The 21,145-nt window shown below is 60.7% G+C and carries 21 protein-coding genes; 13 read left to right on the top strand and 8 right to left on the bottom strand.

Annotation, left to right across the window (positions count from 1 at the left end):
• Position 1 precedes the first annotated feature (1 nt).
• Positions 2-1,147, top strand: coding sequence for an FAD-dependent oxidoreductase (locus tag JTF07_RS09635; protein WP_235352068.1), 1,146 nt, complete (start codon positions 2-4; stop codon positions 1,145-1,147).
• A gap of 269 nt (positions 1,148-1,416) precedes the next feature.
• The gene (locus tag JTF07_RS09630; RefSeq protein WP_204234019.1) at positions 1,417-2,151 is read left to right on the top strand and encodes a DUF429 domain-containing protein; all 735 of its coding nucleotides are present in this window, start codon (positions 1,417-1,419) and stop codon (positions 2,149-2,151) included.
• 31 nt (positions 2,152-2,182) lie between these two features.
• On the opposite strand, the gene JTF07_RS09625 is transcribed toward JTF07_RS09630, so the two are convergent.
• Both JTF07_RS09625 and JTF07_RS09620 read right to left on the bottom strand, forming a co-directional pair.
• A complete protein-coding gene (locus tag JTF07_RS09625) occupies positions 2,183-2,977 on the bottom strand; it encodes a fructosamine kinase family protein (RefSeq protein ID WP_204234018.1) in 795 nt (264 codons plus the stop codon).
• A gap of 55 nt (positions 2,978-3,032) precedes the next feature.
• Positions 3,033-4,475 (bottom strand): YfcC family protein, encoded by a 1,443-nt coding sequence (locus tag JTF07_RS09620; protein WP_204234017.1) that lies wholly within the window; start codon positions 4,473-4,475, stop codon positions 3,033-3,035.
• Positions 4,476-4,640: 165 nt separating this feature from the next.
• On the opposite strand from JTF07_RS09620, the gene JTF07_RS09615 reads away from it, so the two are divergent.
• The 7 genes from JTF07_RS09615 (at position 4,641) to JTF07_RS09585 (ending at position 10,849) form a co-directional block, all read left to right on the top strand.
• Complete coding sequence (locus tag JTF07_RS09615; protein ID WP_204234016.1) at positions 4,641-5,642, top strand: LysR family transcriptional regulator; 1,002 nt, start codon at positions 4,641-4,643, stop codon at positions 5,640-5,642.
• A gap of 118 nt (positions 5,643-5,760) precedes the next feature.
• Positions 5,761-6,024 (top strand): (2Fe-2S)-binding protein, encoded by a 264-nt coding sequence (locus JTF07_RS09610; RefSeq protein ID WP_204234015.1) that lies wholly within the window; start codon positions 5,761-5,763, stop codon positions 6,022-6,024.
• Positions 6,021-6,326 carry a (2Fe-2S)-binding protein gene (locus JTF07_RS09605; protein WP_204234014.1) on the top strand — a complete coding sequence of 102 codons (306 nt, stop codon included), beginning with the start codon at positions 6,021-6,023 and terminating at the stop codon, positions 6,324-6,326. Before JTF07_RS09610 ends, JTF07_RS09605 begins: the two co-directional genes overlap by 4 nt.
• On the top strand, positions 6,323-7,534 hold the full coding sequence (locus JTF07_RS09600; RefSeq protein ID WP_204234013.1) for an NAD(P)/FAD-dependent oxidoreductase: 1,212 nt from the start codon (positions 6,323-6,325) through the stop codon (positions 7,532-7,534). The genes JTF07_RS09605 and JTF07_RS09600 overlap by 4 nt, the downstream gene beginning before the upstream one ends.
• On the top strand, positions 7,531-8,721 hold the full coding sequence (locus JTF07_RS09595) for an NAD(P)/FAD-dependent oxidoreductase (protein ID WP_204234012.1): 1,191 nt from the start codon (positions 7,531-7,533) through the stop codon (positions 8,719-8,721). Before JTF07_RS09600 ends, JTF07_RS09595 begins: the two co-directional genes overlap by 4 nt.
• A complete protein-coding gene (locus JTF07_RS09590) occupies positions 8,718-10,139 on the top strand; it encodes a TRAP transporter large permease subunit (RefSeq protein WP_204234011.1) in 1,422 nt (473 codons plus the stop codon). Before JTF07_RS09595 ends, JTF07_RS09590 begins: the two co-directional genes overlap by 4 nt.
• A gap of 5 nt (positions 10,140-10,144) precedes the next feature.
• Complete coding sequence (locus JTF07_RS09585; RefSeq protein ID WP_204234010.1) at positions 10,145-10,849, top strand: aspartate/glutamate racemase family protein; 705 nt, start codon at positions 10,145-10,147, stop codon at positions 10,847-10,849.
• A gap of 83 nt (positions 10,850-10,932) precedes the next feature.
• On the opposite strand, the gene JTF07_RS09580 is transcribed toward JTF07_RS09585, so the two are convergent.
• From JTF07_RS09580 to JTF07_RS09565, 4 genes are all read right to left on the bottom strand, one after another.
• Complete coding sequence (locus JTF07_RS09580; RefSeq protein WP_204234009.1) at positions 10,933-12,381, bottom strand: dihydrolipoyl dehydrogenase family protein; 1,449 nt, start codon at positions 12,379-12,381, stop codon at positions 10,933-10,935.
• An 18-nt stretch (positions 12,382-12,399) separates the two neighbouring features.
• Positions 12,400-13,299 carry a macrolide 2'-phosphotransferase gene (locus JTF07_RS09575; protein WP_204234008.1) on the bottom strand — a complete coding sequence of 300 codons (900 nt, stop codon included), beginning with the start codon at positions 13,297-13,299 and terminating at the stop codon, positions 12,400-12,402.
• Positions 13,300-13,343: 44 nt separating this feature from the next.
• A complete protein-coding gene (locus JTF07_RS09570; protein ID WP_204234007.1) occupies positions 13,344-14,075 on the bottom strand; it encodes a DUF998 domain-containing protein in 732 nt (243 codons plus the stop codon).
• Between the two features lie 151 nt (positions 14,076-14,226).
• Positions 14,227-15,651: a hypothetical protein gene (locus JTF07_RS09565; RefSeq protein ID WP_204234006.1), complete on the bottom strand. Its 1,425-nt coding sequence runs from the start codon at positions 15,649-15,651 to the stop codon at positions 14,227-14,229.
• 84 nt (positions 15,652-15,735) lie between these two features.
• Between JTF07_RS09565 and JTF07_RS09560 the strand changes: the two genes are divergently transcribed.
• Positions 15,736-15,879 (top strand): GPGG-motif small membrane protein, encoded by a 144-nt coding sequence (locus tag JTF07_RS09560; RefSeq protein ID WP_198395240.1) that lies wholly within the window; start codon positions 15,736-15,738, stop codon positions 15,877-15,879.
• Positions 15,880-16,046: 167 nt separating this feature from the next.
• The gene (locus JTF07_RS09555; RefSeq protein WP_204234005.1) at positions 16,047-16,508 is read left to right on the top strand and encodes a nuclear transport factor 2 family protein; all 462 of its coding nucleotides are present in this window, start codon (positions 16,047-16,049) and stop codon (positions 16,506-16,508) included.
• Positions 16,509-16,657: 149 nt separating this feature from the next.
• On the opposite strand, the gene JTF07_RS09550 is transcribed toward JTF07_RS09555, so the two are convergent.
• Positions 16,658-17,185, bottom strand: a complete 528-nt coding sequence (locus tag JTF07_RS09550; RefSeq protein WP_204234004.1) for a Dps family protein — start codon at positions 17,183-17,185, stop codon at positions 16,658-16,660.
• 125 nt (positions 17,186-17,310) lie between these two features.
• Here JTF07_RS09550 and JTF07_RS09545 point away from each other — a divergent pair, with 125 nt between their 5' ends.
• The gene (locus tag JTF07_RS09545) at positions 17,311-18,567 is read left to right on the top strand and encodes a phospholipase D-like domain-containing protein (RefSeq protein ID WP_204234003.1); all 1,257 of its coding nucleotides are present in this window, start codon (positions 17,311-17,313) and stop codon (positions 18,565-18,567) included.
• A gap of 24 nt (positions 18,568-18,591) precedes the next feature.
• On the opposite strand, the gene JTF07_RS09540 is transcribed toward JTF07_RS09545, so the two are convergent.
• Entirely contained in the window at positions 18,592-19,521 is a 930-nt protein-coding gene (locus tag JTF07_RS09540; RefSeq protein ID WP_204234002.1) for a LysR family transcriptional regulator, read from the bottom strand.
• Positions 19,522-19,745: 224 nt separating this feature from the next.
• Between JTF07_RS09540 and JTF07_RS09535 the strand changes: the two genes are divergently transcribed.
• Entirely contained in the window at positions 19,746-21,122 is a 1,377-nt protein-coding gene (locus JTF07_RS09535) for an MFS transporter (RefSeq protein ID WP_204234001.1), read from the top strand.
• Positions 21,123-21,145 lie beyond the last annotated feature (23 nt).

Below are 21,145 nucleotides of genomic sequence, written 5' to 3'. Positions count from 1 at the left end.
GATGAAATTGACCGGTCAGAAAATTGCGGTCGTTGGAACGGGCACGATCGGAGCTCAGGTCCTCTGGCAGTTGGCCAAGAAGAATGTAGACGTCACTGGCTACGAACTCTATAGCCCAGGACACTCACGTGGCGCAGCCGGTGGCGAGACTCGACTGTTTCGTCATCTGGAACCCGAGTATGTTGAGTACCTTCCAGTCACCAGCAGAGCTGACGAAATTTGGAATGAGTTGGAGATGGAGTCCGGCTCACGACTGCGCAACCTTAACGGCGCGTTGATGATCGGCTCCGAATCGTCGCCGTCAACTGCCAACGCATTGGGTGCAGCAGACCGTCTCGGCTCTGGAGCTGAGGTCTTCACTCGAAGCGATTCGCAGAAACGCTTCCCGCAGTATTCACTGAATGACGATGAGATTGCGATTCTGGATAAGGCTGCGGGTACGATCTATCCCGAACGTACCGTGAGAGCAGCGGCAGACGCCGCAGCGAAACGGGGAGCGCGAATCGTGCGAGAGTGCCGAGTCGACGACATTCAGCAAGAGAGCGACAGAGTCTCAATTTCGACCGGCGACGAGACAGAGCTTTACGATCGCGTCATCGTTGCCGCCGGAGCTTGGACTTCAATATTGCTTCCCGACATGGCACAGTTCCTTGCTACTCGGCGGCTGTTGTCAGGATGGTTCCTACCCGCCGCTGGCAAGGGAATCGATGGAATGCTGCCATTTATGCGCCTTGATCCAAACTATTCGTATGGCCTGCCGACTGCGGATGGGCTCGCAATGAAGTTGGGTGTCGGGTTCCCACACCATTTGCCGGTCGCCACCCCAGACACAGCTCCGATGCGAATCACTGATGCCGATCTCGAACCGGTGAGAGCAGTCGCCAAGGACCTATTTCCGGACTTGGACGACTACCCGATGCGGGCGCAAGCCTATTTTGAAGCTTATACTCACTCCCGGCGAGAATATATGAACTTTCATCCGACTATGTCGAATGTGTTCGTGTGTGCGGGATTCTCAGGCAAAGGGTTCAAGAACTCACCGTTCTTCGGTGAACTGGCAGCCGACACGATTCTGGGGCGCAAGCCGTCAATCCCCGAGGCACAGTTCATTCTCGATTTCGACCATGTTGCCCAACTCCCTGTGTGACTACGTCGGGCTGTGTGACTACGGCAGGAAACGCCGACTCAGGTTCATAACTTCTGACGATCAGCTGTACCCGACGAGGTGTGCGAACACGACTGAGACGATCGCGATCTTGAGGGAGATGCGCGGAGGGACGTTGTGATAGGAGGAACGGTTCGACTCAGTTCTGGGGTCAAAGCGCTCCTCCTTGTCGTCTTAAGGCAGTGGGGCCCTGCCGTCGGGCACATCGTCAACTGAGGGTAGTAGGGTGCGTGGATTGCTAGGCTGACTACATGATCTTCGGGGGAGTTGATCTGGCTGCAGAGGCCAGACGGACAGGTATCGCTGAAGTCAGCGATGACGGAGAGCTTGCCGTGAAGAACGTTCACGTTGGCGTAGATGATGAACAGCTCGCCGACCTCGTCCTTGCATCCGTGAAGACTGGTCTGGATGTCCCCTTGGGATGGCCAGATTCCTTTGTCCGTCATGTAGTTGAGCACGCTGCTGGCGAGATGTTGCCTCCAATATCTACCGACGTATCCTGGCGGCGGGCAATGGCCATGAGGACGACTGACCTGGTGGTGCGTGACCGCACAGGAATCGTGCCGCTGAGCGTGTCCGCCGACAAGATCGCCTATCCCGCGCTTCGTTGGGCTGGAGTCGAAGCGCGGTTGAGAGTCCAAGGCACCGATGTTGCTCGAGACGGCTCAGGAAGAATATGCGAGGTGTATCCGGCGGCCACACTGAAGTGTTGGTTACTGCCGAGCCGCGGATACAAAGGAAAGCAGAATAAGGCTCTGCGAGTTGATCTCATCACTCAACTGACACGGGTGTTTCCCTCGCTCAATTGGAACGGTCACCAGGAAATCTGTGCGAGTGACGACAATGCTTTCGACGCGGTGCTCGCGGCGCTCATGGCCTATCTCGTTCATCAAGATCTCGCCGTTCCACCACCACCCGAAGCGAGTGATGTCGTCTTGCGTGAAGGATGGATCTGGCTACCGGAGACTGATCCGTTCTTGGGCTGATGACTGACGACGAACCGGAGCAGATCCGCGACTACTGCACAGTCCTGATCTCGGAGCTGCGCTCAACGACCATGTGGGCTGCGTCAAGTGCCTGTCCCAGGAATCCCGCCCCGAACAGCTTCACATGGGCAAGGAGTGCGAAGAAGTTGTGCACTGGAAGGTCGTCTCGCCAACCCTCGGCCATCGGATGGACCGCCTCGTAGCCGGCGAAGATCTCCTCAAGGTGGGGTGTGCCGAACAGCGCCAGCAATGCGAGGTCCTCGAGCCGATGACCACCGTGGGCGGCAGGATCGATGAGGGTGCAGCCCTCGGGCGTCCACATGAGGTTCCCAGACCAGAGATCGCCATGGGCTCGAGCAGGCTTCTCCTGCCCGGTCCCGGATATTCCGTCGAAGACACCAGTGGAGATCGCTTCGATCGCCGAGGTGATTGTTGCCTGGTGATCCTGCGACAAACTCGCGCTGATGTCTGCGGCAATCGGATTCAGTCGGCACTCCACCCAGAATTCGGTGAACGTGGCACACGAGACGACCTCCACTTCGAAAGGGGAGTCGAGCGGGCCGAACCACGCGGGTTCCGCTGGCGCCCAACCGAAACCTGGCGCACCGGAGTCGTGCAGCAGCGCGAGCTGGCGACCGAAGCTGAACGCCGAGCGGGCATCTGGTGCGGACGCTTGGAGACGGTCCAGGCGCAGACCGTTCTTATCCTGATCGACAACACCGACCACGGGAACGACGTCAGGTTCGGCCAGCCATTTCAGGCCGGCAGCCTCGGCGGCGAAGAAGCCCCGCGGGGCACCGGCCCGTTCCTTGACGAAAGTATCCATGGCTCCAGGGTAGCGGTGCGTGTTCTGGCTGACAGGCTGTTTGAATAGCCACCGCTCAGCTGTACCCGATGAGGTGGGCAAACACGACGGCAACGATGGCGATGGTGATCTGAACAGCGATCAGCGGCAGCATCCAGCGAACCCATCTGATCCAGGGAACTTTGGCCAGCGCCAAAGCAGCCATGAAGAAGCCGCTCGTGGGGAAACAGAGATTGCCGATGCCGTCGGCGAGTTGGAATGCCAGTACCGCGGTCTGCTGAGTCACACCGACCATTTCTGCCAAGGGCGAGAGAATCGGCATCGTCAGTGCCGCCTGGCCGCTGCCGGAGGGAACGATGAAGCTGACCAGCCCCTGGAAGAAGAACATGCCGACGGCTGACAGCCACGGCGGCAGGTGACTGATGGCCGCGGCGAGGTTGACCAGAATGGTGTCCAGGATCTGACCGTCTTGGAAGATCACGAGGATTCCGTAGGCGACGCCGATGACGAGTGCACCGGTGACGAGGTCCCTGGCACCGTCGATGAAGGCCTCAGCGGTTCCATTCATTCCGAGACCACCGACAATGCCCATGACGATTCCCATGAGAAGGAAGAGCCCTGCGATCTCCGTGAGGTACCAGCCCAAGGTGGAGACACAGATGGCGAGTGTCACCAGCGTGGCGATGAGGACAACGAAGACCAGCTTGTGGCGCAGAGTGAATGTCAGAGTCTCCGAGTCGCCCTTCTGCTTGATCTCATCGGCGAGGGAGTCCTGACCGTAGAGCATGCCCTTTGTCGGATCCTTCTTCATCCGCTGCGCGTAACGCATGACGAAGATGATCGCGACACCGAGGAGGAGGACCCAGAGGACGAGTCGCAGCCACATGCCGGAGAACAGGGGGAGCCCAGCGATTCCCTGGGCTACGCCGACGGTGAAGGGGTTCATGAAGGCGGCCATGAAACCTGAACCGGTGCCAAGGAGCACGACCGCTGCGCCGACCATCGAGTCGTAGCCGAGGGCGACTGCTATCGGCACGAGGATCGTGATGTAGGGGATGGTCTCCTCGGCTAGCCCGAGCATGGCGCCGGTCAGTGAGAAGAACGTCATGAGGACAGGGATGAAGAGGATCTCCTTGCCCTGCAGCTTGCTCGTCATAGCAGCCACCGCAGAGTCGATGGCACCTGTTGCCCTCAGCACCCCGAAGGATGCACCGACGATGAAGACATAGAAGATGATGTCGGCGGCGCCGATCATCCCGTTGAACACCGCGGTCAGGACGTCCCAGAATGATGCCGGTGTCGGATCGACTGCATGGAATGTTCCATCGATGATGACGTCGCGGCCATCGACCGTTTGACGATCGAAGACGCCGGCAGGCACGAAATGAGTGAGAATAGCGGCGATCGCGGTGACGGCCATAAGAATGACGAAGACGTGCGGCATCTCGCGTTTTCGTCGAGGTGGGGCAACGGTTTCACGAACATCGGTGTCCTGTGATGACATTTCGGAATCAGCCATGATTCTCCTGCTTCATTGCATAGGCACGACAAGTATATTTCCGTTGAATCACCCTACCCTGGGTGCAATTCGGTGAGGCCGCATTCAGCATCGGACCAGTACTGCTGGTTTGAACGAGACCAGATGTACTCTGATGGGGTATCTCGTACGGCAAAGGAGCAATGAGTGGACGCACGGTTCCAGTCCGCGCTTTCGACTGTGAGCTTCACCCATGTGCGTGCACTCAGAGCAGTCGTCGAACACGGGTCACTGAGCTCAGCGGCGAAAGATCTCGGGTACACCACCTCGGCGATCTCACAGCAGATATCTGCACTTGAGCGAAGCCTGGGCGTCTCTCTCTTCGAACGTGGACCACGAAGCGTCCGGGTCACAGCCGCCGGAGAACGGATGTACGAGCTGAGCGCGGATCTGCTGGAGAGCATCGCTGGGATCGCAGACATTATGCGCGGATATGCAAGCGCAGAACAGGGCATGCTCCGACTCACTGCTGCGGGAAGCGGTGCCGCGCAGCTGCTTCCCCGCGCAGTCGCCGGCATTACCTCGAAACATCCGGCAGCCGAGATCTCCTTGGTCACCCCGGGAACCTCCGACAGCGTTGTCGAGTCGATCAAGGCCGGATATGCCGATATCGGAATCATCTACGAGTACTCACCGACGTCCAAACAGGTCCTTGAAGGATTGACCAGTACTCCTCTCCTGCACGAAGAGATGGTGGTCATCGGCCGCGATCAAGGTCCTTCCGGTGAACGCAGCTCGATCAGAGACTTCGCAGAGGAGAATTGGGTCTGCGGGAGCAAGGGGAGTACCCAGGACCAGATTCTGCAGCACCTCGGCGAACGTGAGGGTTTCGTACCGAGGATTGCCCACCGCAGCGACGACCCTGACGTCATTCGAGGATTGGTCAACCAGGGCCTGGGAATCGCATTGGTCCCTGTCCTGTCGCTCGGCATCGACCGCAGCATCCATCTGTATCGACTGACGGATCGACCGGTGCACCGTCGAGTCCAGATCCTCTATCGCGCAACGGATCACAACCCGCTCATCGCCTCGGCCATTCACGCTTTCGTGAAGGCTGCTGGCGACTATCTCACCTGGACTCTGACCGCATTCGGAGTGACCTTCGACGCTCCCATGCTCACCTTGGACACCGAGCTTCAGGGAAACTGAACCTGTCCTTCAGTAACCGTGAACCTGAAAATCCACTCGATGTGCGGCGGCATGCGCTTGAATGAGTATCCATACATACTCGTGACACAGCAGTCGCGAACGGGGGAGAGGGCCGAGTATGGACGACTACATCGTCTGCCGATGCGAAGACGTCTCTTTCGACGACATCCGGCACTGTGTCGACGAATCTGACACCATCGATATTCATGAGGCGAAACTCCGACTGAGAGTCGGAATGGGCACCTGCCAGGGCCGTGTCTGCGGGCCGCTGCTCGAAAGGTGCTTTGCAGGTCACGCGATCGGTACGCTCGAGCGCAACTCAGTGCTCAGGCCCGTGCTCCTCGCCGACATTGCCTCCGAGATGTCTGCGGGCAAAGAATGAGACGTATCGAGAACCACCCTGTCCTGGGCCCCGATAGTTCCGAAGAGGTCGGGATCACCGTCGACGGCCGTGAGATGTCCGCAAAGGCGGGGGACTCCATCGCTGTCGCGCTGTGGGTCGAAGGGCAGAAGGTGCTGCGACGCAGTAAGACGGGTCAGCCGCGAGGAATGTACTGCGGGATCGGCCATTGCTTCGAATGCCGCCTCCTCGTGACCGGCGACGACGGTACGAAAGTCAGCGTTCGTTCGTGCCTCACACCTGTGCAGCAGGACATGCGCATCACCACGGAGTCCGGAGAATGAGAACCGTTGACGTGGTTGTCATCGGTGCGGGACCTGCGGGCCTGTCGGCAGCCTCCAGCATCGCCGAGGCCGGGCCCACCCAGGTGCTCGTCGTCGATGAAGGACCGGCTCCGGGCGGACGACTGCGATCCCAGCTCTATCGTCGCGGAAGCGACTGGTATATCGGTGCCGAACGCGCCGCATCCCTGGCACAGCGGGCACGCCGAGCCGGCGTCATCATCGAATCCGGTCGGCAGGTCTGGTCACTCGACCCGGGGTTCGTCCTCGGGCTCAGCGGCGGTGAGTCGATCAGAGCTGACTACATCGTCATCGCCACGGGTGCGGCAGAGAAGACACTCGGGCTGCCAGGGTGGACTATTCCGGGTGTCCTTGCCGTCGGTGCCGTTCAGACGATGCTCAATGTCAATCGTGTTCTGCCGGGGGAGCGCCTCGCTGTCGTCGGAATCGACCCGCTGTCCCTGTCAATCGTCGATGAGCTCGCCGCCGCCGACATCGATGTTGCAGGTGTCTTCCTCCCGCCCCCGCCAGGCAAGTTCAGTGCGCCGGAGCAGCCGAGCGCCGTGTTCACACGACTCGGCGGTCTGCATCGCCTTGCCCCGAACCGGTTGCTTGGCCTGGCTATGAAGGCATTGACGATCCCCGGTATGGCCGAGGTTGTTGCACGAATCTGGCCCAGCACTGGTATTCGCATGGCCGGAATGCCGCTGCATCTGCGTGAATGTGTCGTGGGTATCGACGGTGACGACGATGTGCGATCCATCCGCACGAAGCGGGTGAACACGAACGGTGAGCCTGTCGGCAGGGAACGTGTGGTTCCCGTGGACGCCGTCTGCCTCAGCGGCGGTCTGTATCCTCTGCAGGATCTCACTCGTGACTGTCTGCTCGTCGACGTACCGGAGCTCGGCGGGCAAGTCCCCCTCCATGGGCCCAACCTGGAAACAGACACCGCTGGCATGTTCGTCGCCGGCAACATCACGGGAATCGAATCCGCCGAGGTGGCTCGCGCCCAGGGTGAACTCGTCGGGACTGTCATTGCCGAGAAGATCGCGGGCCACGAACACCAGTCGGAGGCTGTGATCACTGCACGTGCTGACGTCGAAGAGGCGCGTGCTGCTGCACCCCTGACGTTCATGCCCGAGATCCATGCAGGGCGGCGTCGAATGCACGAACTCTGGTGCGACCACCTCAGTCAGGATGTGCGCGCATGAACGACCCCGCTGCCGACGTCGTGATCATCGGCGCCGGAGCCATCGGCACATCGGTGGCTTGGCGACTGGCTCAGTCAGGTCTGCGCGTTGTCGCCATCGACTCCAGGGCTCCGGGAGCTGGCGCATCCGGATCCTGCGACAAAGCGATCTACCTCCAGTCGAAACGGCCCGGGCTGCCGATGCGCTTGGCACTGGAATCGCGTGCGATGTATTCGACCCTGTCCGAAGAACTCGGCGCCGACATCGAGTTCGCCCCTGATGGGGGAATGGTGGTGATCGAAACAGAATCCCAACTGGACTTCATGAAACGGTTCATCGTCGAACAGAAGAAGGCAGGGATACGGGTTGAACTTCTCAACGGTGACCGTGCCAGAGATCATCAGCCGTCTCTTGCCGAGCATGTTCTGGGAGCCAGTTACAGTCCCGACGACGCCGAGGTGAATCCGCTTGCTCTCAATGCTGCGCTCGCCGACGCAGCTGTTCGCTCGGGTGCTCGCATACAGCGGCATCGAGAGTTCCTCGGTGTGATAACCAAGCGTGGACGAATCGAAGGTGTGAGGACTTCGACCGGTGTGATTCCGACGCAGATGGTCATCAACGCTGCGGGACCGTTCGCCGCCCAGGTCGGGGAGCGCGCTGGCATCAGCACGCCGATCACACCGCGGCGGGGGACCATCCTCATCTCCGACGCACAGCCGCGGATGGTCCGAGGCAATCTGCTGTGCGCTCAGTACGTCGCAGCTAAGCATCTGGCAGATATGCCCGGTGGCGAAGAGCCGCCGCCATACGGCATCGGGCTCTCACTGGGCCAGACCGCATCGGGGACCCTTCTGGTGGGTGGAAGCCGCGAATTCGCCGGATTCGACAAGCGTCCGCCCCGCGACGTCTTGACCGCGATAGCTTCCCACGCGGCACGGATCGTTCCGGCTCTGAAGAACGTGCGCATCATCCGCGCGATGACCGGTTTCCGCCCCTACACCGGTGACGGTCTTCCGATCATCGAACGTCATGACGAACTCGACGGGTGGATCACTGCAGCCGGCCACGAAGGCGACGGCATCGCCTTGACTCCGATCACCGGTGTCCTCGTGCGAGACCTTGTGACGGGGGAGAGCACAGCAGGAGACTACCTTCCGCACCTAGGCAGAGCACGGTTGACATTGAACCCACGAAAGCAGGCATCATGACCGTCGTCATCGGATCGTTGGTGGTGCTCTTCGCCATCGCGCTGATCAAGAAGATTCCCTATATCGGCGGCAATATCCAAGTCGCGCTGCTCGGTGGTGGTCTCGCTGCTGCTCTGCTGTCCGGAATGGCGCCGCTGAGCTACATCCAGGCGACTATCGACGGGATCGACACACTCGCCTGGGTCATCGCGTTGAGCATCTTCGGCAGCATCTACGCCGAGACCCAGGTGAGAATCGGTGCGATGGACACGACGATGTCGTTTCTGCGTATCCTCTTCGGCAAATCACCTCGGGGACTCATCGCCGCGACGTTCGTGACACTGACGCTTGCCGGCTCCCTCCTCGGCGATGCCATTGCCGCAGCCACTGTGATCGGCTTCCTTGTGATCCATTCTCTGGCGGAGATGAAGATCAAACCGGTGCAGATCGGCATGATCATCCTTCTCGGTGCTTCCCTCGGCTCGATCATGCCTCCCATCAGCCAAGCCGTGTATCTGGCAGCTTCGCTGGTCAATACCGACCCTGACCCGGTGACCCTCTGGTCGTATCTCACAGTGACGATCGGAGTGATCCTGGCGATACTCGAATCCTTCCGATTCGTACGTCGGCCCCGGATCCCAGGAACTGATTCCTCTGCAGAATTCGACCCGCGCGGCAGCTTCACAACGGCAGCTGCAGACCACGAAGCTCAAGAGACACGAATCAGTCAGCTGCGCACGTTGGGCCGGGAACGATGGGCCAGCATGATCCCTCTGGCCGTCCTGGTCATCATAGTTCTGCTCAAGACCGGACTCGGATATGACATCTTTGCGGAGATCCCTGGGATCAAACAGTTGACGGCGTGGATGAACACCGTACCGATTCTTGCCGGTCTGGCATTTCCTGTCGTCATGGCGATCATCGTGGCCACAGTCGTCTCCTTCTTCTTCAAGAAGGTGCGTCGGGAACCCATGGCAACGGTGAGCAAAGGTCTGAAGAATGTCAGGCAGACTGTCGCAATTCAGCTGTGCGCAGCCTTTCTCATCGGTTGTTTCTACGAGAGCGGTGCGGTCGATACAGTCTCTGCCATGGCCGAGCACGTTGCCGGCTCCGGAGTCGCGGTCATCAGCACCATTGCCTTGATGATCCTAGGTATGCTCATCGGCTCGCAGACAGCTGCGCAGACCGTCGTGGTGCCATTCGCCTCACCGATACTGGAGAATGCCGGCGTCGACCCGACGAACATCGCAGTGGGAATGAGCCACATCGCTGCTTCCGCTCAGAACCTGCCGCCAGTCGGTCTCACCGCATTCGTCGTGTGTGGCTTGGTGGGCGCGACTTTGAAGACCAAGGTTGATCCGGTGAAGGTCATGGTCCTGGCTCTGCCGAACTCGATGTATTTCATCATCCTCGGGTTGCTCTTCCTCCTCCTCGGGTGAGAACAATGATGACGCAGGATACTCGACCGCTCGGTGTACTTATGCTGGAGAACGGATTCGATCGGATCCCCGGCGATATCGGCAATCCGGATACCTTCGACTTTCCCGTCATCTACCGCACCGTGACAGGCGCGACGTCGAAGCGGGTCGTGCACCGACAGGACGCTGGTCTGATCGATCTCTTCGCCGAGGCGGCAATCGAACTCGTCGATGACGGTGCTGTTGCGATGACGACGAGCTGTGGGTTCCTTGCGAGATTCCAAAGCGAGCTTTCTGCCCGGATATCCGTTCCATTCACAGCCTCGTCCATCGACTATCTGAATAGGCTTGTGGGGGTTCACTCTGCGGTGGCAGTGATCACGGCGGATGCCGGCGCACTCAATCCGAATGTCCTGGGCCCGACGGCTCTGGTTCCAGCCGCGATCGTCGGGTTGGAGAACTGCCCAGCCTTCAGATCCGCCATCATCGAGGAGGCTGCTCGGCTCGACCCAGCAGCCGTCGCGCGAGAAGTCTCCGACGTGGCACGTCAGCTCGCTCGTGAGCATCCTCGGCTGGACGCAGTCGTCCTCGAATGCACAAATCTTCCGCCCTACCGGGCTGCCATCGCAGATGTCCTGCAGATTCCGATCTACGACTCAGTGACTCTGGCTCATGATCTTATGGGGGAGACCACCACAGACCATGGACATGCGGCTGATCGCGATCCGTGAGGGGCGCAGGTCGACGACAACCAGCCACATCTGATCATGGCGACCGTCGCCTGATCGACTTTGTCGGCGCCAAGTACGCGTTTTCAACTGCTGAAACGGAGTCGTCGAGGCAATTTCTCCAGCAACGGCAACCACAGTTCAGAGGCTGCTGGGAAGCTCGGAACTGCATGACGCAGAACATGAACAGGTACCTGCCCGACGATCGCCACTGTTGCTGGGTGAATCAGTTCGGCGGCCTCCGGGCCGACAAACGTGGCTCCGAGGAGCAAGCCGGTACGTGCATCGACGACAATCTGTGCCGTTCCCTCGGCATCATCGCGCAGAAGCGAGGTGCCTGCGCTGCTGGTGAACGGCAGCTGGGAGACTTCAATCTCGTGCCCACCCTTCCGGGCGTCCGCCTCTGTCATTCCCACCGAGGCAACCTGCGGATCACTGTAGACGACTTGAGGGACCGGAGCATCTTCGGGGACGGCTTCGGACTCTTCGCCTGTGGCACGGGCACGGATCTGTGAGCCGATGACGCGTGCACGATATTTGCCCCAATGAGTCAGCGGTGCTTCACTGCTGGCATCTCCGACGGCATACAGCCAATCGGGCAGGCGTCCCGCTGCGATGTCCTCGTCAGCGAGTCCCACGCTCTCAAGTCCGAGTTCGTTGAGCCGAGGCGCTCGGCCCGTTGCCACGAGGATCTCATCCGCTGTGACTGTGGACTCTCCGGCGGCGCCGAGCGTCTGGACTGTGACCTGTCCACCGTGGACCTGGCCCAACCCGGTGTCTTCGGCCCCAGGACGGTAGCAGGCCTCGACCTTGGTTTCCCGGTCGATGATGACTCCTGCACTCTCGAGTGCCTTGGCGACGTGCTCTCCTGCGAACGGTTCCTGACCGGATAGAAGGCCCTGACCTCGCACGAGCATGCGTACGCGAGTGCCGAGTGCTGCCATCCACGTTGCGGCTTCCACTGCAATGACACCGCCACCGACGATGATCAGCGAATTCGGCACCTCCCTGACGCCGGTCGCGTCACGGGAGAGCCAGGGTGCGACATCGACGAATGTCTGAGGCACGGTCGGCTGAGAACCGGTGGCAATGACAACCGCATGTCGCGCGTGAACGACCACCGGATTCGGTTCGCTGATCAGGACTTGCCGTTCGCCGATCAGCTGTGCGTGGCCGCGTTCTACCCGCAGGCCAGCACCCTGCGCCCAGTCGATCTGGCCTTTGTCATCGTAATGAGAAACCCACTCATCGCGTCGCTGCAGAACTGCATCAGCATCGATGTGAGCACCGCTGAGACCATCCAGGTGCTGGGTCACGTGGGCAAGTTCAATGGGACGCAGCATCGTCTTCGAGGGGATGCATGCATAGTAAGAGCACTCTCCGCCCAGCAGCTCCTCTTCAATGATGATCGCTTCAAGACCGGAGTCTTCGGTTGCGTACTGGGCCACGTTCTCACCGACAGGGCCACCGCCGATGACGATGATATCTGTGGTCAGTGTTTCAGCCTTGGCAGTGTTGGCGTCGTCGGTACTCATATCGAACCTGCGCTTCCTTCATTCGGTGGGATTCAGTTGTGCTTTCGCTGCCTCTATATGGCCGGCATCGCCCGTCTGCAGCGCGTAGAGTCCGAGCTCGACCGGCGAGGTGGAGAACAGTTCGCCGCAGTGTTCGGCGAACTTCGGCCACACCTGGCCGCCCTTCTTCACGTAACGACTGATCGTCGCATCGAATGCCTGCGCCGAGACGCTGGCATGGTGGAACATGAAGTCCCTGGCCGGGTCGCCGATGGCAGCTGTGGTCCAGTCGAGGATGCTGAGGTTTTTCGCCCCGTCCATGAGCTGGTGTGCCGGATATACCTCTCCGTGGGTGATCGTGGTGAAAGTGGGCCAATAAGCGTCATCGTCGAGCCACACAGCCCACCGCTCACGCAGACTCTGCGCCACATCGAACTCGGTCACAACGCGAGCGATGTCATCGCGTTTACGCTGTCTCACCTCGGCGGGGGAGAACTCATCAATGCCCGAGGAACGCACGAGCGCGGGATCGACGCGGTGGAGCTCGGCGAGGAAATCTGCGAGGGACTGGATGTATTCGGCCTCCTCGACGTCGAAATGCCACTGCGGCTGGCCCTGGTCATCGATCGTGAGTCCGGGGGCACCGGGAAGCAGCGGATAGGCGATGAGGTCATCTGTGTGAATCTGCCAATCGGGAACCGCGACACTCAGGTGGGGTGCGATGGCACGGAGGAAACGGCCCTCGACGGCGGCTCGTTCGATCACGTCCGGGCGACGGGGGATCCTCAGCACCCAGGACCGGCCGTCGACCGCCTCGGCGATGGCGACTTGGAAGTCGAGGCCCAGCTCATTGACATTGAGGGTCTCAGGATCGATGTCGAGACCATGCGCACCGGCGAGCTCTCCGATGGTCGTCGTCTGTGAACTGTCGGTTGGCATCTGGTCACCTTTCGAGAACGGACTCGTTCCGTTGGGATCTAGGGTCAGTCTAGGGCGGGGACCTTCGGCTGCGCACGGTGAATTTTCTGGTCACGCAGGAGGACGAAGCCGACGATCATCTCCCACACTACGATCGCGTACATACCGATGCGTTCCCATGTGCCGTCGGCCAGGATGGTTCCTGGAAGGACTCGGACGTCGACCTGGAGCATGACGATGCCGAGGACACCGACGAGGCCGATCGCAACGCTGACGACACCGATCAGTCTTCCGCCGCGCATGAGGTGATCGCGGCGCAGTAACAGGGACAGGCCGAAACATATCGCGGTCAGGTGCCCACCGACGAAGGCGAGGAACGCGCCGAGGAGGTGGATCCCTCCCAGTCCGAGACTGTTGTTGTGCGCTCCGCCGTTGACTACGGCAATGAGGACCATGCCGAGGGCATGGGCAATGGCGAGGGCGATGATCGGCAAACGCAGGGGAAATCGCGATCCGCGCGCCGTATTTATGGCCGCTGTCGCGAACAGGAAACCGTGGACGAGAAAGGCGATGTTCATGAACACATGCAGCGGCGAATCAATCGCCCGATTACCCAATATCTCGACATCGGGCACGCCGAGATCGCTGATGTAATTCATCGCATATGAATAGCTAGGGAATGCAGATGCGGCAAGTGCCTCGACGAGGAGATAGACGACACCGGCGAGAATCCAGCAGATCGCTGCTGTGGCGCTTGAGCCGGGTATCACAGCCGCATCAGATCGGATCTCTCGCATTCTGCTAACACTAGATGGCCTAAAGGTGCAATAAAAGGGTCCATTTGGGCTCTGGGGCACTCGACACGCCGAAGTCGTTACTGTTCAATCGCTTGTCAGGGGTGAATTGCCGTGCAAATATGAAATCATCCTGTTGATCGGATCCACATGATCAATGAGAACCGAATAGGCAGCAAGGAGAGAGCGCATGAGTACAACTACCATTATCTGGATAGTCGTTGCGATCGTCGTTATTTTGATTGTCGTCGGCATCATCATCGCGGTCAGCCGTAAGGCCGCAGCTAAGAAGCGCGAACACCAGCGCAAGGAGGCCGCCCGGATCCGTCAGGAGACTGCTGAGTCCGAGCATGAAGTACATGCTCGGGAAGCGGACGCCGAACACCGCAAGGCCGAGGCCAAGAAGGCCGATGCCGACGCTGAGGTGCAGGCCGCAGAGGCTAAGCGCAAGCAGGCTGAAGCCGAGAAACTGGACGCTGACGCCGCTGAACGCGAACGTCTTGCCCAGGAGAAGCGTCTCGAACAGGAACGTCAACTTAAGCGCGCCGACGAACTCGACCCCGACGTCGACACGCACGGCAGCAAAAACGCCGCACCGGGTGCAGCCGCTGGTGCGGGTGCCGGTGCAGTGGCCGGTCATGACAGTGACGGTCACGACCGTCACCATGATGGTCGTCCGGTTGCCGACGAGGGTCATCATGACGGTCAACCGGCTGCCGCTGGTCGTCCGGTTGCCGACGAGCGTCATGCGGGTCACGATCCTCGTGGTGCTGATCAGCGTCCCGTCGATGACGGTCGCCCAGTTGCAGACGGTCGCCCTGTCGCCGATGAGCGCCGCGTAGCCGATGACCGTCCAGTCGCTGATGGTCGTCCGGTTGCCGATGATCGTCACCATGACGGTCGGCCCGTTGCCGATGAGCATCACGCGGGTCATGATCCTCGTGTCGCCGACCAGCATCAGGCGCCACAGGCTCAGCAGCCGCCCGTTGCCGGCGATCCTCGTGTCGCTGACCAGGGGCAGGCCGCAGGCCAGCAGCCGCCAGCTGCCAACGACCCACGGGTCGCTGACCAGCGTCAAGCTCCGCAGGCACCCCAGGCTCAGCAGCCGCCCGTTGCCGGCGATCCTCGCTTCGATGATCAGGGGCAGCCACCACAGGGACAGCAACGACCAGTTGCCGAACAATCGCCAACTGCCAATGATCCTCGCTTTGCCGATCAGGGGCAGCCACCACAGGGCCAGCAGCCTCCGGCTGCCCATGACCCTCGGGTCGCTGACCAGCGTCAGGCGCCCGCCGGAGCGGATCCGCGTTTCGCTGACAACGGTGCAGGCCGCGAACCCGGTGATCGTCTCGGCGATCGACCTGTCGACGACGGCCGTCCAGTGGCGGACAACAACCAGCCCGTCGAGGACGATTACCGCATGGGCGGCAGCAACCGTCCAACTGCGGATGGTCGTGCTCCTCGGGCTCCAGAGGGCGATCCGCGTGCCGCTGAGAACGATCCTCGTCTCAACGACCGCGGCTACGATCCTCGGCCCACCGAGAAAAGGACGTTCGAGGACCCGGACACTCCACGGCACTGAGAGAGCTTCCGACTCCCAGCAGGTTCATATACCTGTGGGTCGCAACACCAAGTGTTCAACGGTTAGGGACGGGACAAGACTATGGCTACCATTCTCTGGATCATCGCCGCACTGCTCGTCATTTCGGGCATCTTCGCGATCTTCCGCAAGCAGATCCTCTGGGGAGTCATCCTCATCGTGGTCGGTTGCCTCGTCGGTCCGGGTGGAGTGAGCATCTTCACCTGACCTGCTGAGACACCACTGCGGCGCCCCAACCCACTTCAGGGTTGGGGCGCCGCAGTGCGTTGTCGGCGTATGTGTCGCGGAGTCATCCGCAACGTCTCGCACCGGGCTAGGTGCGGGGCTACAGTGGCTGGTGACACCGGACGTCATTGACTCAGAGAGGAGCCGTCATGTCAGAGGCTCGCCCGCCTTTCCCACCTTTCAACGCCGATAGTGCCGCACAGAAGGTACAGGGCGCAGAGGATGCGTGGAATACCCGCGACCCGCAGAAGGTCTCGCTGGCGTACACATCGGATTCGGTGTGGCGCAATCGCGATCAGTTCCTCTCCGGTCGCGCGGAGATCGTCGACTTCCTCACCAAAAAGTGGGAATGCGAACTCGACTACGCCCTGCGCAAGAGCCTGTGGTCGTTCGGTGACGATCGGATTGCCGTGCGCTTTCAGTACGAATGGCACGACACGACCGGCCAGTGGTGGCGCAGCTACGGCAACGAACTGTGGGAATTCACCGGTGATGGTCTCATGTCCCGTCGCGAAGCAAGCATCAATGATGTCACCATCGCCGAGGCGGATCGGCGGATATTCGGTCCCCGTTTAACCGGGGACCGCGGCCAGGGCATCGACCTCGCCTGACAAAGAACCACCTTCGCGGCGATGCGGGATTTGTACGGACCGTGTGCGGTGCTGACGGCAGAGAAAAACCACCGGTGATCATGTCTGCCTGCGACGTGATCACCGGTGGTTGCCAGGTTGCGGGCCGTCACGGGTGACGGGCCGTCATGTCAGTTCGACGGGGAACGGGTCTCCGCGCTGAGGAACCATGCCTGCTGCTCCAGCTGTGAGATGAACTCATGGAAGATGTCTGCCGTGGTCGGGTCGGCCTCATCGACTTCGTCGTGGACCTTGCGCATGGTCGCGACCGTGGCTTCGACGGCGCGCACGCTGAGGTCGATGGCGTCATGAGTTGTGATCTCTCCGGCCGGGAATTCCGGCAGCGACGACTGCTCGGCAACAACGCTGGGGCGACCGTCGGCGGTAGCATGCAAGGCTCTCATCCGCTCGGCAATGCTGTCCGAACCCGTGCGGGCAATGTCCACAACCTCATCGAGGTTGAGGTGCAGGTCGCGGAAGTTAGGGCCCACGATATTCCAATGAGCCTGCTTGGCGACCAATTGCAGGGCGATGAAGTCGACGAGGACGGACTGCATATTCTTGGCCAGAGCGGGGGAAGCGGTGAAGCCGTGTTCCGCGTTCTCGGTCTTGGTGGTCTTCGTTCCGGCTGGCTGGGGTACCTTGACTGATTGAGCCATGATTCGTTCCTCCTAGAACAGTGCAACGACGTGCCGTATCCGGGCACCTGGTGCCGACCATAGCCCTCATTCTTGGGTATGAGGTGAACGTTGCCCGGAATTGGGGGCCGTTAGACTGAACAGCTATGGGATCTACTCCACGCAACCTTCGTCAGGGAATTCTACGTCTGCGCACCATCGCCCCCTGGGCTGCCGCCGGTGTCGCGTGCGCAGTCCCACTCACCGTGGGTGCATCGATGGCCATCGACCTGTTGCAGAAACGCGATCGGGAACAACGGGAGGCGCCTCGTCCCGGCACCTTCGAGGCGAACGTGGAAGATTCTCAGCTGAGCATCTTCACCGACGGCGAGACTCTGTACGAGGACATGCTCGATGAGATCGATTCCGCTACGGATTCGATTCAGATGGAGACGTTCATCTGGAAGAACGACGAGGTGGGTCAGAAATTCGTCGACGCGTTCAACGCCGCAGCCAAACGCGGTGTCACCATCCACCTCATCTACGATGGATTCGCCAACCTCTCAATTCCCCGTTCCTTCTACGAGCAGCTGTCCATGCGCATCAAAGTTCTGCGCTTGCCCACTGTGGCCAGAAAGTTCTGGAAAGGGCCGCTGCGTTATTCCGGTCTCAACCATTCGAAAATCCTCGTCATCGACAACAGAGTTGCCTATGTCGGAGGTTTCAACATCGGCTCGCTCTACGCCCGTCACTGGAGAGACACTCATCTCAAAGCTGCAGGGCCCGGCACGTGGGGGCTGCGCCAAGCCATTTCTCAGGTGTGGAATGAATACCACGACTCCGACGAGCAGATTCCCTGGGTCGCACCGACTGCCTGGGAATCCAAACTGCGGGTCTCGGCGAACCAGCCGGTCCAGCTGATCTATCCGATTCGGTCGATGTACATCAACGCCTTCGAGCGTGCTCAGGATCGCATCTGGCTCACGACCCCGTATTTCATCCCGGATCAGCAGCTGCTCAACTCACTGATCGAAGCCGCTGAACGCGGAGTCGATGTCAGGGTCATGGTGCCCCAGGAATCCAACCACATCCTCGGCGACTATCTTTCGCGGGGATTCTTCGAGCAGATGGTGCGTTCCAAGGTCACCGTTCTTCTGTACACAGCGTCGATGATCCACGCCAAGATCGCGACAGTCGACGGGGTGTGGTCGACGGTGGGGACTGCGAACATCGACCGCCTCTCACTGAGCTTCAACTATGAGACCAACGTTGAGATCATCGACGACAACTTTGCCTCTGAGATGGAGACGGTATTCCTCAAAGATGCCGAGCATTCCAAGGTTCTCGGCCGCGACTGGCTCGACCGTCACCCACTGACCCAGGTCCTCGAAGTCGCGCTGCGGCCCATGCGACCTTTCCTGTGAGCGTCTGACCACGCCGCAGAGTTCCTAGCCGAGGTCTCTGCCGAGCTGGGCCATGACCTTCTGCGTCTCCGAAGTCAGGAGTTCGAGCGCGAAGCGAATCGTCGGTCGGCTCTCGGCTCCTGCGCGAGTGACCGCGGCGATATGGCGCGTGGGTGCGTGTTCACCGGAAAGAGGGATGCGTCGAACGGGATGGAGATCCTGAGACCGGGAGAGGCGAGAGGCGACGCAGACGCCGAATCCATCGTGAACGAGGGCAGTGCCGGTGTTCCAGTCGTTGGCGTAATGGCCGATTCGGGGAGTGAAGCCGGCACTGGCGCAGTTGGCCACGACCAGCTGATGGTAGGTGGTGCCTGGTCGGCCGAGTATCCACGTCTCTTCCTTGGCGTCGGCGATCGAGACCGACGAACGATCGGCCAGGTGATGGTCGAGAGGGACCATGAGGTCGAGAGGATCATCGGCGAGGAACTTCTGCGTGAACCGATCGTCGGCTCCCGTCGGCGTCTCGGTCGTCACGGCTACGATTCCCAGGTCGACTTCCCCAGAGAGCAGAAGATCGTAGCACTCGCTTGGTTCGGCTTCGATGGTCTGTGTGGCGAGGTGTGGGAATTCTGTGTTGAGGGCACGCATGGTTTGTGGCAGCAGGATGCTCGCCGCGGTAGAGAACGCGCAGAGAGTGATTGATCCGGTGACGGTCGTAACATAGGCGTCGATGTCCGCCAGAGCCCGCTCCCACTCGGCAGCCATGACGTCGAAGTGCCCGAGCAATGAGTGTGCCGCTGGCGTCAGCCGAATGTTGCGACCGCGCTGCTCGAGGAGAGTGACCCCCAGCTCCGTTGCCAACTGTTTGATCTGGTGGGAGACGGTCGAAGGCGAGTAGCGCAATGATTCAGCGGCGGCGGTGACCGTGCCGTGCCTGGCGATCATGCTCAACATCATGAGCCGATTGTCAATCATTCGATTCCTTCGAACGGTATCCTGTTCGTTCTTACGATAGACAACACTACTTCATGCACCGCACCCTGGACTTAGGGCGCCATCAGGACCTGAACGAATGTGTACTGATCCCAATGATGCACACCCGCTCAGGGTCCGTTTCGATGGTGGCGTTCCAATGACGCCTGAGGGCAGCTCTGTTCCCTGCTGCTCGATAGGCACCACGTTCAGAAGGAGGTTCCTGCTTGCCCGAATACGCTCGCATCCGTGGGTCGAGGCGACAGTTATGGATCGGTGCCGCCGTGCTTTTCGCATTGTCTGCCGCCGCTAACCTCGCCAGCCCGCTGTATCCTCACTTCAAACTGGCGTACGCCATGACGGATTGGACGATGACCGCGCTGTATGCGACCTACGTCGTCAGTTGCCTGCCCGCCCTGCTCCTGTTCGGTTCAGCCGCCGATGCCTTCGGTCGCAGACCGGTGCTGCTCGCAGCAATCGGAAGTGTCAGCGTCGGCACCGCACTGTTCACCGTCGACACGATCGGGGTGAGCGGACTCTTTGCCGGGCGTGTGCTCACCGGAGTCGGTTTGGGACTGGGAACGGGCGCCGGGATCGCACTCATGGTCGAAGCTTCACCTGCCCGCCGCGCATGGCTGGGGTCGACCGCAGCCACCATGTCCTTCGTGCTCGGTACGGGAGCGGGACCGATCATCGCCGGTGTCGTATCCCAGATGACTGCCGGGTCGACATCGGGAGCCACGTCGCTGGTGGCACCTTTCTGGGTGATGCTCGCTCTCCTCATCGTCACCGGTCTGCTCGTGATCACCCTGCGTTTCCACAGCCCCATGACTCGGCAGCGCTGGCGGCCGACCTGGCCGTCGGTGCCGGGACCGATGCGCTCGAGCTTCTACATAGCCGCCGTCACCGGGCTGCTCGGCTGGGCAGCGCTCGGGCTCTTCCTCGCTCTGCTGCCTTCTTTGACCGAGGCGACCCTACCTGAGTCGAGCACGCTGACTTCGGGACTCATCGTGGGCACCGTACTCGTCATCTCCGCTGGCAGTCAGCTCCTGGCCCCGAAACTCCAACCACGGGCCGCGCAGACCATCGGCCTCACACTCTTGGGGCTCGGAGCCGCCTTGCTGCTCAGTTCCAACCTGCCGAGTCTGGGGGCCACCACGGCACTTGTCCTCATGGCAACCGCTGCCGTCGCCACAGGTACCGGGCACGGATTGAGCTATTGGGGAGCAAACCGGGAGATCGACATGCTCACCCCGGCGCGTCAACGCGCTGGAATCACTGCGGCCCTCTATCTCGCGTTCTACACGGGAGCGGGCCTGCCTGCGATCGTCGTCGGTGCGATCGCCATCGGCACCTCACTCATCGACGCGATTTTGATCTTCACCCTGGTGCTGCTCCTGGCCGTCATCGTCTTCATCCCGGTGCCCAGCCTCGCACTGACGACAGTGCGCAGGTCCCGCGCCGAGGCAGCTGCGGCACTGGAGGCCGATCGGCATGCCGGTCATTTCCCTGGGGTGGTTGCCCCGCAGGGTGAACCGGCAGCTCATCTCACCGAGGAGCCGTCAGCACCCTTCTCATTTGTAGAGGACTACCATTCGAACTGAGGAGTTTCAGCCACCGATCCAAG

Source organism: Brevibacterium sp. RIT 803, assembly GCF_016892625.1.
Lineage (GTDB): Bacteria > Actinomycetota > Actinomycetes > Actinomycetales > Brevibacteriaceae > Brevibacterium.
This window is presented reverse-complemented; position numbering and strand designations above follow the sequence as displayed.

Bases quoted from the DNA above. Each gene is read 5' to 3' on its own strand.
- JTF07_RS09635 (WP_235352068.1), top strand. From the start codon at position 2: ATGAAATTGACCGGTCAGAAAATTGCGGTCGTTGGAACGGGCACGATC.
- JTF07_RS09630 (WP_204234019.1), top strand. From the start codon at position 1,417: ATGATCTTCGGGGGAGTTGATCTGGCTGCAGAGGCCAGACGGACAGGT.
- JTF07_RS09625 (WP_204234018.1), bottom strand. From the start codon at position 2,977: ATGGATACTTTCGTCAAGGAACGGGCCGGTGCCCCGCGGGGCTTCTTC.
- JTF07_RS09620 (WP_204234017.1), bottom strand. From the start codon at position 4,475: ATGGCTGATTCCGAAATGTCATCACAGGACACCGATGTTCGTGAAACC.
- JTF07_RS09610 (WP_204234015.1), top strand. From the start codon at position 5,761: ATGGACGACTACATCGTCTGCCGATGCGAAGACGTCTCTTTCGACGAC.
- JTF07_RS09605 (WP_204234014.1), top strand. From the start codon at position 6,021: ATGAGACGTATCGAGAACCACCCTGTCCTGGGCCCCGATAGTTCCGAA.
- JTF07_RS09600 (WP_204234013.1), top strand. From the start codon at position 6,323: ATGAGAACCGTTGACGTGGTTGTCATCGGTGCGGGACCTGCGGGCCTG.
- JTF07_RS09595 (WP_204234012.1), top strand. From the start codon at position 7,531: ATGAACGACCCCGCTGCCGACGTCGTGATCATCGGCGCCGGAGCCATC.
- JTF07_RS09590 (WP_204234011.1), top strand. From the start codon at position 8,718: ATGACCGTCGTCATCGGATCGTTGGTGGTGCTCTTCGCCATCGCGCTG.
- JTF07_RS09585 (WP_204234010.1), top strand. From the start codon at position 10,145: ATGATGACGCAGGATACTCGACCGCTCGGTGTACTTATGCTGGAGAAC.
- JTF07_RS09580 (WP_204234009.1), bottom strand. From the start codon at position 12,381: ATGAGTACCGACGACGCCAACACTGCCAAGGCTGAAACACTGACCACA.
- JTF07_RS09575 (WP_204234008.1), bottom strand. From the start codon at position 13,299: ATGCCAACCGACAGTTCACAGACGACGACCATCGGAGAGCTCGCCGGT.
- JTF07_RS09570 (WP_204234007.1), bottom strand. From the start codon at position 14,075: ATGCGAGAGATCCGATCTGATGCGGCTGTGATACCCGGCTCAAGCGCC.
- JTF07_RS09560 (WP_198395240.1), top strand. From the start codon at position 15,736: ATGGCTACCATTCTCTGGATCATCGCCGCACTGCTCGTCATTTCGGGC.
- JTF07_RS09555 (WP_204234005.1), top strand. From the start codon at position 16,047: ATGTCAGAGGCTCGCCCGCCTTTCCCACCTTTCAACGCCGATAGTGCC.
- JTF07_RS09550 (WP_204234004.1), bottom strand. From the start codon at position 17,185: ATGGCTCAATCAGTCAAGGTACCCCAGCCAGCCGGAACGAAGACCACC.
- JTF07_RS09545 (WP_204234003.1), top strand. From the start codon at position 17,311: ATGGGATCTACTCCACGCAACCTTCGTCAGGGAATTCTACGTCTGCGC.
- JTF07_RS09540 (WP_204234002.1), bottom strand. From the start codon at position 19,521: ATGATTGACAATCGGCTCATGATGTTGAGCATGATCGCCAGGCACGGC.